The organism is Clostridium sartagoforme, assembly GCF_039521405.1.
GTDB lineage: Bacteria > Bacillota > Clostridia > Clostridiales > Clostridiaceae > Clostridium > Clostridium sartagoforme.
The window spans coordinates 278814-298715 of sequence record NZ_BAAACH010000016.1 but is presented as its reverse complement, the minus strand read 5'-3'; the positions used below and the strand labels follow the sequence as shown (position 1 = coordinate 298715).

The 19902-nt window shown below is 26.6% G+C and carries 17 protein-coding genes, 1 other RNA gene and 1 riboswitch; of the genes, 13 read left to right on the top strand and 5 right to left on the bottom strand.

The annotated features are described in order from the left end of the window. Window positions 1-285: 285 nt before the first annotated feature. The 6 genes from ABDZ60_RS08920 to ABDZ60_RS08895 all read left to right on the top strand — a co-directional run bounded on the left by ABDZ60_RS08920 (window position 286) and on the right by ABDZ60_RS08895 (window position 6200). Entirely contained in the window at window positions 286-3171 is a 2886-nt protein-coding gene (locus tag ABDZ60_RS08920; RefSeq protein WP_343777583.1) for an ABC transporter substrate binding protein, read from the top strand. A 200-nt stretch (window positions 3172-3371) separates the two neighbouring features. After that, on the top strand, window positions 3372-3719 hold the full coding sequence (locus tag ABDZ60_RS08915; protein ID WP_047000527.1) for a DUF4064 domain-containing protein: 348 nt from the start codon (window positions 3372-3374) through the stop codon (window positions 3717-3719). Between the two features lie 77 nt (window positions 3720-3796). Then, the gene (gene tlp, locus ABDZ60_RS08910; protein WP_047000528.1) at window positions 3797-4051 is read left to right on the top strand and encodes a small acid-soluble spore protein Tlp; all 255 of its coding nucleotides are present in this window, start codon (window positions 3797-3799) and stop codon (window positions 4049-4051) included. 377 nt (window positions 4052-4428) lie between these two features. Next, window positions 4429-4881 carry a GNAT family N-acetyltransferase gene (locus ABDZ60_RS08905; RefSeq protein ID WP_040437027.1) on the top strand — a complete coding sequence of 151 codons (453 nt, stop codon included), beginning with the start codon at window positions 4429-4431 and terminating at the stop codon, window positions 4879-4881. 238 nt (window positions 4882-5119) lie between these two features. After that, window positions 5120-5539 (top strand): PPC domain-containing DNA-binding protein, encoded by a 420-nt coding sequence (locus ABDZ60_RS08900; protein ID WP_343777581.1) that lies wholly within the window; start codon window positions 5120-5122, stop codon window positions 5537-5539. Window positions 5540-5774: 235 nt separating this feature from the next. Beyond that, on the top strand, window positions 5775-6200 hold the full coding sequence (locus ABDZ60_RS08895) for a flavodoxin (RefSeq protein WP_343777579.1): 426 nt from the start codon (window positions 5775-5777) through the stop codon (window positions 6198-6200). 141 nt (window positions 6201-6341) lie between these two features. Here ABDZ60_RS08895 and ABDZ60_RS08890 read toward each other — a convergent pair whose 3' ends face one another. The 4 genes from ABDZ60_RS08890 to ABDZ60_RS08875 form a co-directional block, all read right to left on the bottom strand. Further along, window positions 6342-6851 (bottom strand): flavin reductase, encoded by a 510-nt coding sequence (locus tag ABDZ60_RS08890; protein WP_016208587.1) that lies wholly within the window; start codon window positions 6849-6851, stop codon window positions 6342-6344. A gap of 131 nt (window positions 6852-6982) precedes the next feature. Continuing rightward, window positions 6983-8032 (bottom strand): tRNA dihydrouridine(20/20a) synthase DusA, encoded by a 1050-nt coding sequence (gene dusA / locus ABDZ60_RS08885; protein WP_343777576.1) that lies wholly within the window; start codon window positions 8030-8032, stop codon window positions 6983-6985. After that, window positions 8029-8316, bottom strand: a complete 288-nt coding sequence (locus ABDZ60_RS08880; protein WP_047000530.1) for a hypothetical protein — start codon at window positions 8314-8316, stop codon at window positions 8029-8031. The genes dusA and ABDZ60_RS08880 overlap by 4 nt, the downstream gene beginning before the upstream one ends. 64 nt (window positions 8317-8380) lie before the next feature. Further along, complete coding sequence (locus tag ABDZ60_RS08875; RefSeq protein WP_343777573.1) at window positions 8381-9238, bottom strand: GNAT family N-acetyltransferase; 858 nt, start codon at window positions 9236-9238, stop codon at window positions 8381-8383. Between the two features lie 269 nt (window positions 9239-9507). Between ABDZ60_RS08875 and ABDZ60_RS08870 the strand changes: the two genes are divergently transcribed. Next, complete coding sequence (locus ABDZ60_RS08870) at window positions 9508-11205, top strand: methyl-accepting chemotaxis protein (RefSeq protein ID WP_343777571.1); 1698 nt, start codon at window positions 9508-9510, stop codon at window positions 11203-11205. A 96-nt stretch (window positions 11206-11301) separates the two neighbouring features. Here the strand turns inward: ABDZ60_RS08870 and ssrS are convergent. Continuing rightward, a non-coding RNA gene (gene ssrS, locus ABDZ60_RS08865) (6S RNA) lies at window positions 11302-11494 on the bottom strand. A 337-nt stretch (window positions 11495-11831) separates the two neighbouring features. Between ssrS and ABDZ60_RS08860 the strand changes: the two genes are divergently transcribed. The 6 genes from ABDZ60_RS08860 to ABDZ60_RS08835 all read left to right on the top strand — a co-directional run bounded on the left by ABDZ60_RS08860 (window position 11832) and on the right by ABDZ60_RS08835 (window position 19883). After that, window positions 11832-13847 (top strand): molybdopterin-dependent oxidoreductase, encoded by a 2016-nt coding sequence (locus ABDZ60_RS08860; RefSeq protein WP_343777569.1) that lies wholly within the window; start codon window positions 11832-11834, stop codon window positions 13845-13847. 240 nt (window positions 13848-14087) lie between these two features. Then, window positions 14088-15458, top strand: coding sequence for an MATE family efflux transporter (locus ABDZ60_RS08855; protein WP_343777567.1), 1371 nt, complete (start codon window positions 14088-14090; stop codon window positions 15456-15458). Window positions 15459-15520: 62 nt separating this feature from the next. After that, entirely contained in the window at window positions 15521-16285 is a 765-nt protein-coding gene (locus ABDZ60_RS08850) for a YoaK family protein (protein WP_052953914.1), read from the top strand. 34 nt (window positions 16286-16319) lie between these two features. Then, a riboswitch (purine riboswitch) is annotated at window positions 16320-16421 on the top strand. A gap of 110 nt (window positions 16422-16531) precedes the next feature. Then, window positions 16532-17881 (top strand): uracil-xanthine permease family protein, encoded by a 1350-nt coding sequence (locus tag ABDZ60_RS08845; RefSeq protein WP_343777564.1) that lies wholly within the window; start codon window positions 16532-16534, stop codon window positions 17879-17881. A gap of 165 nt (window positions 17882-18046) precedes the next feature. Next, window positions 18047-18331, top strand: coding sequence for a hypothetical protein (locus ABDZ60_RS08840; RefSeq protein ID WP_343777562.1), 285 nt, complete (start codon window positions 18047-18049; stop codon window positions 18329-18331). 250 nt (window positions 18332-18581) lie between these two features. After that, window positions 18582-19883: a homoserine dehydrogenase gene (locus ABDZ60_RS08835; RefSeq protein WP_016208577.1), complete on the top strand. Its 1302-nt coding sequence runs from the start codon at window positions 18582-18584 to the stop codon at window positions 19881-19883. The last annotated feature ends 19 nt before the right edge of the window (window positions 19884-19902 follow it).

The following is a 19902-nucleotide window of genomic DNA, read 5'->3' as shown; positions in this document are numbered from 1 at the left end:
AATTTCTATAGTGATAGGGTATCATTTGCTTAAAAATAATTATAGACGCCATTTTCTGAAGCGCTTACAATAATTTTTATATATTTAAAATAAAAACAAGAATAAAATAATTACATAATAAATAATTTGATTTTATAACTAGTAAATAATTTAAAATTATAATAAAATATCAGTAAAAGCATAAGTTTTTCTGTTTTTTATTGTAGAAAAAAACAGAAAATAAGTATGAGAATGGAAAAGGGTTTTGAAAGATTAGAATTAAAAAATTATTAGAGGGGGGATGTTATGGATGAAAAGTTAAAAAAAAGAATTATTATTTTTATAATATTTTTAAGTACGTTTTTTTATTTTAAGATGACGGTAAGAGCAGATTCACATAAAAAAATATTAATTTTAAATTCTTATAGCGAGGAATTACAGTGGGTTAAAGATATACAAGAAGGAATAGAAGATGTATTACAATATAAAAATGAAGTATTTTTATATTATGAATATATGGATTTAAAGAATAATAATGGTGATATGTATATAGACATGCTATATGATTTTTATAAAGAGAAATATAAAAATACTAAATTTGAAATGATAATTTGTACGGATAATGATGCATTAGAATTTATGGTGAAATATGGAGAAGACTTATTTGGAAAAACGCCTGTTATATTTTGCGGAGTAAATAACTTTACCAAAGATATCCTTAAAGGAAAGACTAATTATACTGGAATCGTGGAAGAAATAAATGTAAAAGAAACAATATTAAGTATGATGTATTTACAAAAGGATATTAAAAATGTAGTAGTAGTATATGATAATACTACTACAGGAAAAATAAATGAAGAATTAGTAAGAAATTCAATAGTAGATTTAGAGCATGATATCAATTTTTATTTTTACAAAGATATGCAGCCAAAAGAATTATTAGATGAAATATATATATTAGATAATAATACTACTGCAATATTAGTAATTGGGCAATTTAAAACTGATGATGGAAAATATATTCCATATGAAAAAAATAAAAATTTCATATCGCAATTTAATGTACCAATTTATGTGTGTTGGGATTTTTTATTAAACGAAGAAGTGATAGGCGGAAAAGTCATAAAGGGATATGACCAAGGACAGTCAGCAGCAGATATGGCTATTAAAATATTAGACGGGCAAAAGATTGAGGATATACAAGTTAAAGAAGAAGATATTAGTGAATTTATATTTAATTATAATGCTCTAATAAAGTATGGAATTAATATAGAGGAATTACCAAGTGATTATAAAATAATAAATAAGCCATTTTCACTTTATGATTCTTATAAAATGCAAATACATATAATAATAGGAGTAATAATATTTTTATTAATATTAATAGGAATTCTTATTGCAAATATAAAGAGACGTATTATAACAGAGAAAGAATTAAATAGGAACTATGATGAGTTAAATGTTGTTTATGAAGAACTTGCAGCTATAGAGGAATCATTAGAGATGCAATATAATGAGGTACAAGCAAGTGAGGAAAGATATAAGCTTGCTGTTGATGGTTCAAACGACATAATATGGGAATATGATTTTATAACTAAAGAACATTATATTTCAGATAAGTTTGAAGATTTATTTGGATATAAATTAACTTATAATGAAAATCTAATGGTTACTTTTAAAAAGTTAATAATTGAAGAAGATTTAGATAGGGTTACAACTTTATTTGATGAACATTTAAATAGGAAATCTGAGTATTTTAAAGTTGAATGTAGAGTAAAAAACAATTTTAATGAAATTAAGTGGGTTCTAATAAGAGGAAAAGCATTAATAAATGATAAAAATACTCCAATAAAAATGTCTGGATCTATCACAGATATTACAGATAGAAAGAATATAGAAGAAAAAAATAAGTTCTTAGCTTTTTATGATCAATTAACAGGATTACCTAATAAACAAATGTTTTTAGATAAAGTTGACGATGCACTTCTTGTAAACTTACAAGAAGGATATAAAGGAGTAGTGTTTTTAGTAGATATCGATAATTTTAAATCTATAAATGATACATTAGGGCACGATTATGGTGACGAAGTATTAAAATATATTTCTAAAATGTTTTTAAATACATTAAATACTGATGAATTTATATGTAAGCTAGATGCTGATGAATTTCTTATATTAAGATTGGGAGTAAAAGGTAGAGAAGATATAGATAAATTTGCTTTAAATATTCTTGATTTATTTAAAAAGCCAATAAGTGTAAAAGAAAAAAATATATTTATAACGGTAAGTATAGGAATTAGTATTTTTTTAAAAGATGCTTTTACAAAAAATGAGCTTCTTATGAATTCAGATATAGCAAACTATAAAGCAAAAGAAAAGGGAAAGAATAGATATTTATTTTATAATGAGGATATGTCTAAGGAAATAATAAGAAAATCACAATTAATAGATGGTCTTAGAAGAGCTATTGATAAATCAGAATTCAAGTTGCTTTATCAACCACAAGTAAACTTAAGTGATGGTAGAGTTGAAAATGCCGAGGTTTTACTAAGATGGAATAGTGATGAATTTGGCAATGTTTCTCCAGGAGAATTCATACCTTTAGCAGAACAAACAGAATTAATAATATCTATAGGAAAATGGGTATTAATGAATACTTGCACACAAAGTAAGAAATGGATAGACATGGGACTATATCCAATAACAATAGCTGTGAATGTTTCAGTAGCACAACTTCATCAAGATGATTTTTTATATGAGCTAAAGAATATACTGGAAAGAACTAAATTACCTGCAGAATGTTTAGAAATAGAAATAACAGAAAGTATAGTTATGAGTAATATAGAAGAAAATCTAAAGATTCTTAATAAAATAAAGGATATCGGAGCTAAAATTGCCCTAGATGATTTTGGAACAGGATATTCATCATTAAGTTATCTAAGAGTACTTCCAATTAACAAACTTAAGCTTGATAAATCATTTATAGACAATATACATTTAAGTAGTCATGATAGAACAATAGTTAAATGTATAATTAGCCTTGCACATGAAATGAATATAATTGTAGTTGCAGAGGGTGTAGAATTAAAAGAGCAATTTGATATATTAAAAGAAATGGGATGTGATAAAGTACAAGGATATTATTTTAGTAAACCTATTTCTTGTGATGAATTTCAATTACTTATAAAGTGAAGAGTATAAATTTATGCTCTTCACTTTATTTTTATAAACAATTATGATATATAAATTTAATGTATATAAATGAATATAGATGAAATAAAAATACAAATACAAATACAAAGAATTATTATAAGTTCTAGAATATATATTTGTACTCATATAGTAAAGTATAAATTACTTTTATGAATAAAAGAAGAAAGGGGAATTTTTTTATGAGCCAAAATATATCAAGAACAACCGAAAAAGTGTTGGGGATTATTGGTGGTATTTTAGGAATGTTCGGTGGAATATTTGCTTTGTTCTTAGGAGGTGTAGGTACAGCTATTAATGGAGATTCAGGTGGACTAGGGGGATTGGGGATACTAGCTTTTGTGTTTTCGATTTTAGGAATTGTAACTGCAATTTTAGTATCTTCAAAGCCTAAACTAGCTGGATGGGGATTAATTGTTTCGGCAGTTGGAATTTTTATATCTATTTCACTATTTGGAATAATACCGGCTATATTATTTTTAATTGCAGGAATTATGACTTTGATAAAAAAGGAAAATAAAGAAGGATAGGTTGGTAGAAATTACTTGCGTATAAACTTATATATTGAACATCATATAAATGTAGTTCAATATAAGGAGGAAGTAATATGAAAAATAATCCTGATGATAGAAGTGATAATGTAGAAAGAATTCAAAGGAATATTAATAGTACTTTAGAAAATATTAATTTGGCAAATGAAATGATGTCTAAAACAGATGATCAAAAGACAATTAAAGATTTAGAAGAAAGAAATCAAAGAAGAGAAAAGTCTCTTAAAGGTCTTAGGAAAGAAATAAAAGATGAAGCAATAGCAAATGAAATAAAAGAAGAAGTATTATCAAAGGAAATTTCTATTAAGTAAAATAAAAATTATAAAACAAGTAAAAAAGTCATTATAAAGAGAAGAAATTTATATCTTATCTTTATATATGGCTTTTTTTGATATTTTTATATGATTAATCATTTTAACATAAATGTTAGTTAAGCATATTAGTATCATTATTGCAGCACATATAGCAATGATAATTTAGTAGTTAGTATATATAATAGAACTATACAGTAAATTAACTTTCTGTATAGGAGGTAATAAAAATGGGAAAAAATGATATTAAAATTAGAAAAGCAACAAATCCAGATATTGATGTAATAGCTGATTTAATCTATTGCACAGAAGTTCATCCTGATTACGTTTGAGGGGGAGAATCTAAACAAGAAAGTTTAGATAACCTAAAATCACTAATAAAAACAAAAGGTTCAAGGTATAGCACTGAATATATAACAGTAGCAGAATTGAATGATAAGATATTAGGTGCAGTAATATTAATACCTTATGATGAATTAGATAGGTTAAGTATGAAGACTGATTTTAAGCAAATTCCTAAGATGGAAGGTTTAAGTGAAAAATTTTATTACTTAATCACAAGAATAAAATATATGATATTCAGAGAGTGTAGAAAAGGTAACTTATATATATCCAATATTGCTACTAATGAAAAAGCAAGAGGTATGGGAATAGGTAAAAAATTAATGAAATACGCAGAGCAAGTTGCTAAAAAAGAAGAGTATGATGGTATATCATTACTAGCAAAAGATGAAAAAGTAAGTAAGTTTTATGAAAAATTAGATTACGATAAAGTATTTGATAAAGTACTATTAGGTGAAAGAATAATAAAAATGGCTAAATGCTTTTAATTATATAAATCCCTTAGAATTTTTCTAAGGGATTTTTTATGTTATAAAGATTTTATATAAATGTTATAAATTATGAAAAGTAGTATGCTTCTTTAATATTTTAGTAGAAAGCTACTATTATCTAAAAGAAATACAAGTAATATCTAAAAGTTAGGATTATAGCTAATATTATATTTACTTTTATGATAAAATCAAAATATAAAGATAATAAATTTTTATTAGAGATGGAGTGGTAGATATGAATTATAGAGTGTTCGATGATTCAATAGTATTAAGATTAGAAAAAGGAGAAGAAGTTATAGAGTCTATTAAAAGTTTGTGTGAAAAAGAAAATATAGAATTGGGATCTATATCAGGTTTAGGAGCTTCAAATCATGTGGTTGTAGGATTATTCAAAATTGATGAAAAGAAATATTATTCAAATACATATGAGGAAGATTTTGAAATTACGAATTTAACTGGAAATATATCAAGAATGAACAATGAAGTATATTTACATATACATGGAACTTTTGCAAACTTCGAAGGTAAATGTATAGGTGGTCATTTAAATAAAGCAATTATAAGCGCTACAGCAGAAATAATAATAACAAAAATAAATGGATCTATGGGAAGAAAGTTTAATGAAAATATAGGATTAAATCTTATTGAATTTTAATATTTATGTTTAAGTATAGGGTGGAGAGATAAACAATAAAGGCATGGTAGCAATGAATTACTATGCCTTTTTTATATACTTTTGGATTATTATATCATTAATAAAATAATGAATTATATAAATTTATGAATTATTGGAAAAAATATATTGACTTTACTTTAACAAACATGTACTATTATATCATAATAGTATTGATAATCATTCTCAAAGAAAAGAGAATGAAAAAGGAGGATATATGAAAATTATTTATTGGAGTGGTACAGGAAATACTGAAGCAATGGCAAACTTAATTTTAGAAGGTATTAAGGATTCAGGAAAAGAAGGAGAATTAGTAAATATATCATCTACAGAGGTTAGGTCATTTGCTAATGAGGATTTACTTGTATTAGGTTGTCCGTCTATGGGAGATGAAGAGTTAGAAGAAGGAGAATTTTTACCTTTTCTAGAATCTATAGAAGGTGATCTAAATGGCAAAAATGTAGCTTTATTTGGTTCATATGGATGGGGATCTGGTGAATGGATGGAAAAGTTTGAAGATAGAGTTAGAGAAGCAGGAGCAACTTTACCGTTAGATTCATTAATAGTTAATTATACTCCAGAAGGTGAAGAAGCAGAGAGATGTAAAGATTACGGAAAACAAATAGCCAAGCTTATTAATTAGGCACAATAATAGTTTATTATATGACTTCATATACAACATAAATTAGTATATATTAATTTAATATATAACATTTTTCTCATAAATCAATTTAATTTGTTAATAACCCCTAAATAAGGAATCCTGAAAATCAGGATTCTTTATTTATTCTTTTATTAATACTTTTTTTACTTCCGCTATATATAAAGTGTGATAATCCTTTTCAGGATAAAATTGCTTATCTAAAGAGGTATCGATAAAGCATTCAGGTTTAAGCTCTTGAGAATATAATTTTGAACAAATGATTGTAAGCTTTGCTTCTTCAAAAGATGGAGTATTATCAATATAAGTAGCTGTTAAATTAGTTTTAGAAAGTTTATCTTCATCTCTACCAGATACTGATCCTAAATATCCTAAATCTTTTTTATAAGACTTATCAAAAAATGTAAGTGAAAAAGTTGAAGAAAAATCTATAAATTCCTTAGTAAATCTTTGAGGTCTTACCACTATAGAAACCACATTTTTTCCCCACATAATACCAAAGCTTCCCCAAGAAGCTGTCATTGTATTTATTTTATCCTCTTTAGCAGCAGTAATAAGCATCCAGTCATGACCTATTAATTGAAATGTACTTTGATTTAAATCTTTAGGTTCAATTTCTTTAAAACTAACCATAATATTCTCCCCCTTAGTGATTTGTTTTAGAACTTATATACTATTATATAGATATAATAAAATAAATAATATACTTTTCATATAAAAGATATTAAGATGTAATGGTTATTTTTATTAGATAATAATACAAATTAATTGTTTTCCCATAAAATTGATGATGGCATTAATTCAAAAATGCTATCAAATATCTCTAATAGATTTTCTTTTTTTATATTAGAAGATGATAATAATTGTTTATATTTTCTACTTCCCTTTTGTCCTTGAAATAAACTTTGAAGAGGTGCAATTAACGAGTGAACACTACTTCCATTATTCATTTCCTCTATTACATATGGAATATAAGCTTTTATTACTTCGCCCCTTGAAGTAGGAGCTACAACTTCGCTATTTTCATTAAGTTTATATAGTTGAGATAGAAGATAGCAATCCTCATAAGAGGCTCTTCCAATCATTACTCCATCTACCTTATTAAGAGCTTCTTTAATAGAATCTAATGTTCTAAAACCACCATTAATCTCTATGTTTAAGTAGTCAAATTCTTCTTTTAACTTATAAACCATATCATAATTAAGAGGAGGAATTTCTCTATTATCTTTTGGACTTAGGCCTTTTAATATGGCAGTTCTTGCATGAATAATGTATCTATCCGGTCTTGCTTTTGATACAGTATCTAAAAAATCTAGTAAATCATCATACCCATCCATTATAATTTTAGTTTTTTCGCTTTCTAAAACTCCTGTACCATCTATACCTATTCTATGCTTTATAGTTACAGGTTTATTTGTTGCTTCTTTCATGGCACATAAAATATCATAAACTAATTCTTTAGAAGACATTAAAGCAGCTCCCATTAAGTTCCCTGAAACCCTATCAGAAGGACATCCACAATTTAAATTAATTTCAGTATAGTTATAATCATTAGCTAATTTAACAGCTTTATAAGCATCTTCTGCATTAGAGGCTGCTATTTGAAGAGCAACAGCACCTTCTTCTTCCCTAAAATAAAGAATTTTATTTCTATCGCCATTAATAATAGATTGAGCAGTTACCATTTCTGTATAAAGTAGAGCATCTTTAGTTAAAAGTCTTGAAAAATATCTAAAATGTCTATGAGATTTATCCACCATTGGAGCAATACTAATTTTAGGTGATTTTATATTTGAAATATATTTTTCCATCATTTGTTTCCTTTCTTATAAGAGTCAAATAATAGCATTGTCACAAATAGAGCAAGTAATATTCCTCTACCTATGTTAAAGCCTATCACATTTAAATTTAAAAAATCTAAAAAGACATAACCAACTATATAAATTGAAAAGCAAATGATTAGCCAAATTATTTTGCCCTTAGTTGTTTTTGCAGATTTAAATGGAATTTTTCCACTTCCTATTAAATATTTAAAGAAGTAATTGAAAATTATAGTGGCTATAATAGAAGATAATACAAGAGTTAATACATTAATCAAAATTTTAGCTCCTTTCAACGTTATAGTAATATTATAACATTCATTATATAAACTAAGAAAATCTTTATTTCAAATTTAATAACATTTCGTACTGGCCAACAAAATTTTCGAATCCAAGAGATAATAACATTTTTATTATAGGAGTATAGCTTTTATCTATATTAAGAATAGATATTGTATCTGATTGTGTATTTTTAATTAAATTAGTTACTATACTTGTTCCAATTCCTTTATTTCTATATTTGTGATGAACTGCAAATTGAGGAATATCACCAGTATTTTTATCGATAATTCCATAGCCAATAATATTGGATTTATCTTTCACTAATAAAAATATAAAGTTATTAATAGCTGACTTTATAGAATCAATAGAATTTTGCCAAGAAGGTTTTATATCCCAAAATTCAATTATTTGACTCCACTCTTCATCAGTTAAAGCATATTTACTTTCTGTATTGACCTTTGATGATATTTTATATTTAGATTTCTTCATTTTAAAACATTCCAATTCTCTTACAATTTCAAATCCTTGATTTTTATACAAGTTAAAAGCTGATATATTAGACTTTAACACTTCAAGTAAATAACATTCCACATCGGTTTTTACTAAATCTTTTATTAAGTAATTAAACATTAATGTAGTTATACCTTGTTTTCTATAGTTTTTTATAACTCCAGTTCCTGTGTCATAAATAGTTTTCTTGCCATTCCAGATTCTTAGCCCATTATATATAAATCCAACTAATTCATCGTTTTTGAATGCCCCAATTGAGAATTTAGGTGTATATCCTCGTCTAATTAACATGCTTTCAAAATCAGAAAGTGAAATATTAAATTTTACTTGATAGTCTGAAAATGAAGATAAAAATGTTTGATACAAGATATTAATAGATGTATTTTCTAAAGTATTATAATTGTACATTAAATCACCTCTTATAGATTTTATCGAACGCTTTTATTATTTATATGAGTTTATCATAAAAGTTAGATCATAGATATGTAAAATATAATGCAACTAGTACTTTTTCTATTTAAAGGAGATTTATATAAATTATGAAATAAAAAAATATAGAAATATTAAGATTTTATGGTACAATAGTATATAATAAAAAATAATTATTATTAATTAATAAACAATATTAGTGCATATGTTTAAAATAAGTTATTTATTAATAATAGGAGGAAGAAAAATTGATAAAGAAGCTATTAGATTTAAAATTATCAAAAGGTGTTTTTATAACATCATTATTAGCAATCATATTTACAATTATAATAGGTATTGTCGGATATTTTAGTATCAGTAAAATTAATGAAAATATAGGGATTATGTATAATAATAGTGTACAGCCTTTATCTATTGGTGCTGGAATTAGAGGAGAATTTGCTAATATGAGAATAGAAGCTAATAAAGAAATGCTTAAATATAACTTTGAATATAATGATAGCATAGATAAGCATAATGAAAAGATTCAAAGTTATTTAAGACAAATTAGCGATGTGAATAAAGATGGACAGGATTTAAAAGACTTGGATGAATTTCAATCCAATTATGAAGTTTATTTAGAGGTCTGGAAGAAAATAAATGAAGATTTAAGTAATGGAAAAAAGGTATCAGATGATGATTATAATAAATTATCAGATGTAGCAATAAAAGCGGAAGAAGCATTATTTGATTTAAAGACTCACAATATAGAAAAAGCTTATGATTTAAATAACGAAGGTAATACCATTTATATTAATTCAAGACGAGTATTTATTGCTATTATATTATTGACAATAATAATACTTTCAACTCTTTCTTATAAATTGGTTAAAATGATAAAAACTGAATCAAAAGATATGAATGAGAGATTAGAGATCTTAGCAACGGGAGATTTCACTATTAATTTAGAAGATAATAAAAACAATGAGTTTGGTACAATGAAAAGAACTTTATCAAAAATGATAAGTGAAATATCAGGGATTATCAAAGCTGTTAAGAAAGCATCAGATGCTTTAGATACACAAGCAGGGGTATTATCTGGTACTGCAGGTGAAATGTCTGTAGCTTCAGGAAATGTTACGGCTGCAATAGAAGAAGTAACTAAGGGAACTACTTCTCAAAGTGAAGATTTAGTAGATATGAATATTATAATAACTAACTTTGGAGAACAAATTGATAGTATTGTACACCTAATAGAAGATGTTAAGTTATTCTCAGAAGGCATTGGCACTATGGCTGTTAATAGTAATAGTGGTATGCAAAACTTAGTAAAATCAATAAATGAAATAAGAGAATCATTTAATAATGTATTAATTAAATTCAGCAATTTAGGTGAAAATATTAGTAAAATAAGTGATATGACAAATTTAATAAATGACATTGCAGAACAAACGAATCTATTAGCATTAAACGCATCTATTGAAGCAGCAAGAGCAGGAGAGCAAGGGCGTGGATTTGCCGTAGTTGCAGAAGAAATAAGAAATCTGGCAGAGCAATGTAGAATATCCTCTATTAACATAGATAATTTGGTTAGTGATACAAAAAGAGATAAAGATTCTATGCTTAAAACAACTGAAATTATGAGCAAAGAGTTAAATAATCAGACAGATATAGTTAATTATGCAATAAATTCTTTTGATAAAATTATTGATGGGATAAATAGTATAGTACCTAAAATTAAAATGGTAAATAAATCTGTAAACAGTATTGACTCTGATAAAAATTCTATATTAATGAAGATTGAACAGACATCTGCATCAGCAGAAGAAATTTCAGCTTCGTCAGAGGAAATTATGGCTTCATCAGAAGAAATGTACGCTTCTACTGAAGAAGTTGCATCTACAGCTCAAAGGATAAATAATATGACAAAACATTTAATGAGTAGAATAAATAAATTTAAAGTATAGTACATACTTAATATAATTTAAAGATTTATTAAAATCAAAATCAATAAAAAAGCCAATAGTTTTCATATAGAAAAATATTGGCTTTTTAAATTACATATAAAATCCAAAATACCGGTACTCCAATTTTGATCCCTATCCTCAGATAGGTGGGTGTCCGCACAGATATTTCAATCGCCTTCAATGCCGTCTAAGGGACTCATAAGAAAGTACATTTCTATATCTAAATATTGAACTCCCGTAAAATAAATGTAGGTTCAAAATAGGAGCTTAACGCATATTTCAGAATTTATTAAATTTACTATTTAAGATTTAAAATCTATAGTGTGAATATATAATAACACTATAGATTTAAATTTTCAAGATAATTATATACAGAAATTTGGTCCTGAAAATCCAGAAGTTTTAATAATATAGTAAATTGTAGTAGTAAAAGGTAATAATTTACAAAAAAAGGTAATGAAATTAAAGTAATATATGTGAAGTCAATCAATTTTTATTGTTTTATAAATTAAAATACTATTATAGTAAGAAATAAAAAAGTTATGATTCTAAAATAGAAAGTTAAGAAAAAAATTCAAAAGTATGATAAAATTATAAAAATATATAAATTTAGATAGAGGTGCTTTATGAAGAAATTTAGTCATGGATGTACACTTGATTGCTTTGATTGTTGTAAATTCAATATATATACTGAAGAAAACAAAATTGTGAAGATAGAGGGTGATAAAAGTCACCCGTATACAAAAGGCTTTATATGTAAAAAAGGGTTGGCACATTTAGATCGATTAAATCATAAAAACAGAATATATTCTCCAATGATAAAAGTTAATAATGAATGGCAGAGTATTTCTTTTGATGAAGCTCTAAATATTATGACTGAAAAACTTGAATATTATAAAAACAATTATTCTTCAAGGGCAATATTATATTATGAGCAATATGGAAATGGTGCATTACTTAAAAGTGTAGGAGATTTATTTTTTAACTTTTATGGAGGTGTTAGTAAATCCAAGGGAGGTCCTTGTTGGAGTGCAGGGATTAAAGCACAAACAATTAATTTTGGAGATGTGAAAAGTCATTCATTAGATGATATGCTGAATAGTAAAACAATATTTGTATGGGGAAAAAATCCGGCATTTACTAGTATACATACAATGCAAAGTATAAAAAAGGCAAAGAATAATGGAAGTAAAATAGTAGTTATTGACCCAATTTATACAAAGACAGCTGAACTGGCTGATAAGTATGTAAGAATTAAACCTGGTGGAGATGGAGCATTAGCTCTAGCAATGGGAAAAATAATACTTGATAAGAATTTACATGATGAAAATTATATAGAAGCTTATGTAAATAATTTTAATGACTACAAAAATTATTTAGAAAGCTTAAGTCTTGAAATTTTAATAGAAATTTGTGGTGTAAGTAAGGAAGATATAGAAGAGTTAGTTACATTATATACTAAGAAGTATTCTACTATACTACTTGGGTATGGTATGCAAAAATATAAGAACGGAGGAAATACTATAAGCTTAGTAGATATTTTAGGAGCAATAACAGGGCAAATTGGCTTTAGCGGTGGAGGAATTAACTATGCGAATAAGGTTTATCCTAATGTAATTAACTCTGATCCATATAACAGTGAAGAAAATTGTGAAAATAGATTTTTTTATGTAAGTCATATAGCAGATTTTATAAATGACTCATTAGTTGGAAAAGATTATTATGATGAAGAAAAAATATACATAAAAGATGATAACTTAAGAATAGATGCTAATATATTTAATGAACCAATAAAAATGGCTGTAATAACAAAAAGTAATATGATAAACCAATTGGCGGATCTAAATAATTTGAAAGAAGCTTTTTCAAATATAGAATTTAAAGTTTGTTTTGATATGTTTATGACAGATACAGCTAAGGAATGTGATTTATTTATTCCAACAACTAGTACTTTAGAAAGTGAAGACTTAATTTATAGTTCAATGAATAATCCATATATAGTTTATAATGAGAAAGCTGTTGAACCAAAGGAACTATTGATGGATGAATATGAATTCTTTAAAGAACTTGCAAAAAGAATTAACTTAAGAAACTATCCTTATGTAAGTAAAAAGGAATACTTATCCAAGGTTTTAGAGCCATTAAAAGCTTTTAATAGTGAAGTTGATATAGAGTTTTTAAAAGATAATCATTTTACTATTCATAATCCTATAGCGTGGGAAGATAAAAAATTTGATACTAAATCAGGCAAATTTGAGATCTTTTTTAATAATAAATTATATAAAAATTACAAAAAAGAAAATGAAGATATAAGAAAATTTAGGTTGTTAACTAACCATAGTAGAGATACTTTATCAAGTCAACATATAATGGATAATGATGAAATTTCATTTGTACATATGAATGAAAAAATGGCAAATGAATTATTTATAAAGGCAAATGAAATCATATCATTGAAAAATAAAAATGGTGAAATAAAAGCAAAGCTAAAGATAGACAATTCTGTTGCTGATTTTGTAGTATTAATGTATGCTGGATGGTGGACTAAACATGGAAATCCAAATTATTTAACTAATTCAGGAATATCAGATATAGGTGGACAGGTTACTTATAATGAAACCGTAGTAGAAATAATAACATAACTGATAGTAACATATATATCATGATATAATTAGTATAATAAAAGAGAAAAATTGCATGAAATAAAAGAAAAACATTTTAAGAAAAATAAAGATAATACTTAAACTAGAATTTAAATATATTTTATATATAAATATTAGCAATTCTTATAGAAGGTGTATCGAAAGATACGCTTTTTATAATTGAAAAATTAATGAAATAAGAAAATAATATAAAATATAGAGATAGGGGGATTAGGATAAATGATATTGTCATATTTAAATGACTTATTCGAGGATAAAAAATTTTTAAGAAAAACTATAACTATTGGTATTCCAATAGCTATGCAAGCACTTCTTAACACAACCTTAAATCTTGTAGATACAATGATGATTGGCAGTTTAGGAGAAAGTGCTATAGCTGCTGTTGGACTTGCTAATAAAGTATTTTTTGTTTTTACATTATTATTATTTGGAGTTGTTAGCGGATCGTCCATATTAACCGCTCAATACTGGGGAAAAAGAGATGTGAAAAATATAAGAAGAGTTCTTGGAGTCTCGCTTATAATTGGAGTTACTGCATCAGTAATTTTTATGGCTGCAGGATTGTTTATACCAAATATAGTTATGAGAATTTTTACACCAAGTGAAAGCACAATAGCAGTTGGGTCATCTTATTTATTTATAGTAGCTTTAAGTTATCCACTTACTGCGGTTACAAACTGCTATATAGCACTTTTAAGAGCAACGAATAAAGTTAAAGCTCCAGTTTTCATAAGTATAGTATCTATTGGAGTTAATGTAATATTAAATTATACATTTATATTTGGAAATTTTGGTGCACCAGAGCTAGGGGTTAGAGGAGCTGCAATTGCAACTGTTATTGCAAGATTAGTAGAAGCTATTTCTATTTTATCTGTTGTTTATATTGATAAAGGTGCAGCAGCAGCTAAAATAAAAGAACTTATAGATTTTGATAAAGAATTTATAAAAAGATACTTTGTTACAGTATCACCTGTTATAGCAAATGAATTTATATGGGGACTTGGAGTCACTATGTATTCATTAGTTTATGGAAGAATGGGTGATGAGGCAGTTGCATCAATAACAATAACACAAAATGTTGAACAAATTTGTGTGGTTTTATTTCAAGGGCTAAGTTCAGCTACAGCAGTTATATTAGGAAATGAGCTTGGTGCAAATAAATTAAATAATGCAGAAAAGCATGCAAAGAGTTTTTTTACATTACAATTAATGTTAGCCTTAGTAATGGGAATAATATGTATTTTAATAAGAACTCCATTAATTAGGTTATTTTCTGTTCCAAATAATGTAGCAAGCGATATAACTAAATGTTTAACTGTATTCGTATGTTATCTACCATTTAGAACTTTTAATTTAGTTAATATTGTAGGAGTTCTTAGAAGTGGAGGAGATACAAAGGCATCTCTTCTTTTAGATATGACTGGAGTATGGTGTGTTGGCATTCCATTTGCCTTCTTAGGAGGAATAGTTCTAGGACTACCTATTTATTATGTTTATGCAATGATAACACTAGAAGAAGTATATAAATTTATATTAGGATTTAGAAGATATAAACAAAAGAAATGGCTTAAAAATATAGTTGGAGTATAATAAAGATAAAATTAAATGTAACTTAATTACAATAATTATTATAGGAGTTAAGGGGGCATTAGGTGGACATAAAAGAACTTAGAGCAAAAGAAATAATTATAGACATAAGAAAAAATTTACCAAGTAATAAAAATACAGTTGAATCAGTGACCTTAGGAATATTTCTTGCAATAGTAGGAGGGTTTTTAGATGCCTATACATTTATATGTAGGGGAGGCGTATTTGCTAATGCTGAAACTGGCAATATGGTATTAGTAGCTTTAGGTATTACTAATAGAAATTATAACGATGTATTTATGGCAGCACTTCCTATTTTATCATTTATAATAGGTGTTTTTGTTGCAGAAGCAATAAAGAAGAAGGCTACAGAAAATTATTTAGAATCATCTAAGGGCGAAAAAGTTATTTTAATTGTTGAAGCAATGGTATTATTCATAGTTGGATTTGTACCAAAGGATGTTCCACATATATTTGTAACGGTTACTATATCTTTTGTTTCATCAGTACAAATATCATCCTTTAGAAAATTGGTAGATTCTCCATATAGCACAACAATGTGTACAGGTAATTTAAGAATAGCCTGTCAGTCAGCTTATTTGGCAATAGTAGAAAAAAATAAAGATGCTTATATAAAATCAATTAGATATTCAATAATAATATTTTCATTTTTAATTGGAGCATCATTAGGAGGAATCTTAACTGTAGTAATAGGTGTTAAATCAATATGGGCTTGCTCTTTAATATTAATAATTGCAAAAATTTTATTTAATATAAGAGAGAATCAAGTTAAAGAAAAGAGTAGTACTGTTGATTTAATAAATAATTAAATGTTGAAATAATTTTAATGCTTGTGTATAATACAATATAAATTAGAAAAAAACTCGTATATCATCGATAATATGGATCGAAAGTTTCTACCTGCTAACCGTAAATTTGCAGACTACGAGGTATTGGATTTGAAATAGATAAAATTATCGTAGATTTTGAATGAATTTATAGATACCTTTTTAATTTTAAATACAGCACCTCGATTACGAGGTGTTTTTTTATTTAAAACGATAGGAGATGAAGGAATGAATAATTCAAAAACAACAGATAAAATTAACTTATTGTATGGGGTTGATGATAATCCAACAAAACTAGAAAAAATATTATTTGGAATTCAGCATATATTTGCTGCATTTGGTGGCATAATAGTTGTTCCACTAGTTATATCTAGTGCCTTAGGGTTTGATTCTAAAACATCAACAGCATTAATAAGTGCATCAATACTTTCAGCAGGAATTGCAACTATAATACAAGCTAGGGGAGTAGGACCAGTAGGTTCTAAGGTAGCTTGCATAATGGGGACTGACTTTACATTTGTAGCTCCATCTATTACAGTTGGATCTGTTTTAGGACTTCCTGGAATAATAGGAGCAACAATTTTGGGATCTTTTTTCGAAGTGATTCTTAGCTATTTTATAAAACCCCTAATGAAGTTATTTCCACCTTTGGTTACTGGAACGGTTGTATGTTTAATTGGACTAACATTATTACCAGTATCAATAGATTGGGCCGCAGGTGGAAGTGGTGCAATAGATTATGGAAGTATAAAAAATATAGTTATTTCAATGCTTGTACTTACTGGTACATTATTATTAAATCATTATGGAAAAGGGATGCTTAGTGGTGCATCAATACTTATAGGAATGTTAATTGGATATATTGCGTGTATTCCACTTGGATTAGTAGATTTTACTGCAGTTAAGGAAGCAAGCTGGATTTCACTTCCTAAAATACTGGAATATGGAGTTGCTTTTGATTTAAAAGCAGTCATTGCATTTGTTCCAGCATATTTTGTAGCATCAATTGGAACTGTAGGATGCTTAAAAGCCATTGGAGAAGTTTCACAAGTAGATCTTAAGGAAAAAAGAGTTGGAGCAGGAGTTTTAGCAGATGGAATTGGAAGTATGATAGCTGGATTTGTAGGTGCATTTCCAAATACAACCTTTAGTCAAAATGTTGGTTTAATACCGTTAACTAAAGTTGCTAGTAGATACGTAGCAGTTATGGCAGGAATTATATTAGTTATTTTAGGGTTTTTACCTAAACTTGCAGCAATAGTTAATAGTATTCCACAACCTGTTTTAGGTGGTGTTGGCATAGTAATGTTTGGAACAGTTGCAGCAGCAGGAATAAAAACATTAAGTAAAGTAAAAATAAATGAACGTAATTTATTAATAATAGCTACATCTATTGGATTAGGACTTGGTGTAACTTTTAGACCAGAATTTATTTCACAATTACCAGAAGGATTAAAAATGATTTTTTCATCAGGAATATCAACTGGAACTATAGTAGCATTAATACTAAATGTAGTTTTAAAAGAGGACAAGCCAGAAATAGAAGTTATAGATGAAAGTGATGTAGAAGCAGCATAATTATATAAATGAAATAATAAAACCCTCAACAAATAAAAGTGTTGAGGGTTTTAATTTATAACTACTGTTTATTAAAAAAACTATACAAGGATGATTTACAAATAGTTTAATAAATTAATGAGAAGTTACTAATAATACTTTTATAGAAATATGGAGGTGTTATTGATGATTAAAGGAATATTAGATGAATTGATACTTAAAAACTCAGAAAATTTATCACAACATAATTTTCAAACAAATTCATCTTTGAGAATAAACAAAGATGTTGATAAATTAAAAATAAATGATGATACTTCGAATGAAGATATAATTTTTGATGAATACTCATCAAAAATTACAAATTCTTATGTAGAACTTCAGGATGTCATGAGTAATAAAGACAAATATGAAATTTCAAAAAATGATGAAGATAAAGTTGATTTAAATTCGTTAATTTTGAATAAGGAATAATGATAAAGAAATTTTTAAAAGCTGAAAGTTAAAAGAGAATTAACTTTCAGCTTTTAATTATGGAAGAGCGTATATTTGTAGTTGAAAGTTGATAATTATAAATCTTATATAATTCAGATTTCATCAAAAAGGTGCAATTAAAATAATAACTTATAAAAATATTGATGAAAAAATATTTATATATGGTAAAAAAATATATTAATTAGTATAATATCAATAATAGCAATAAGTAGTATAAGGGGGAGTAAAGATGAAAAAAGTTAAAATTGCTTTATTGGGGCTAGGCAATGTTGGGCGTGGAGTTTGGATGATACTAAATTCGAACAAAGAAGAAATTATGAAAAGATCAGGCTACGAAGTTGAAGTAAGTAAAATTCTAGTTAGAGATCTAAAAAAAGAAAGAGGGGTAGAAGTTCCTAGCGAGCTTTTAACAACAGATTTTAATGATATCATCAATGATGATTCTATTAAAATTGTAGTAGAAGTAATGGGAGGGATTGAACCTGCTAGAGAATATATGCTAGAATCTATGAATAAAAGAAAACATATAGTTACTGCAAATAAAATGCTTCTAGCAACAGGTGGAGATGAATTATTTCAAAAAGCTGATAGTCAAGGAGTTATGTTTAATTATGAAGCTAGTGTAGCAGGCGGAATTCCAATAATTAATGGTATAAACGAAAGTTTAACAGCTAATAAAATAGAAAAGTTATATGGAATAGTTAATGGAACAACTAATTATATATTAACTAAAATGGAATTTGAAAACTTAAGTTTTAATGAAGCTTTGAAGCAAGCTCAAGAAATGGGATATGCCGAAACAGACCCAACATCAGATATTGAAGGGTTTGACGCTCAATATAAGTTAGCTATCCTTTCTTCATTAGCATTTGGAACTAAAATTAAAGTTGAAAATGTATATAGAGAAGGTATAAGTAAAATTGAATCAATAGATATACAGTATGCAAGAGAATTTAAAAAAGTTATAAAGCTATTAGCAATAGTTAAAGATAATGCTGGAAAATTAGAGCTTAGAGTTCATCCAACTATGATACCTGAAAATCATCCATTAGCCAATGTTTATGATTCATTTAACGCTGTATTCATAAAAGGGAATGCAGTTGGAGATTTGATGTTTTATGGAAGAGGTGCTGGCGATTTACCAACAGGTAGTGCAGTTATATCAGATATAGTATCAATATTAAGAAGTAATATTGATATAGATAATATTAATACAGTGGTAAAAAACAATTTATGGGATAAAGAGTTATATAATATAGAAGAGGTCATAAGCAAATATTATATAAGGTTAACAGTAGAAGATAGACCAGGGGTCTTAGGTGAAATAACATCAGTTTTCGGTTCAATGAATGTTGGATTGCTTTCTGTAATTCAAAGAGGTAGAGATATAGAAAATGAAAATAAAGTGACGTTAGTTTTAGTAACACACTACACAAAAGAGGGCAATATTTTAAATTCAATAGATAGTGTTTGCAAGTTAAATTCAGTTTATAAAATTAACAATATAATAAGAATGGAAGAATTTAATTAGTATAAGTTATAAATTAAGA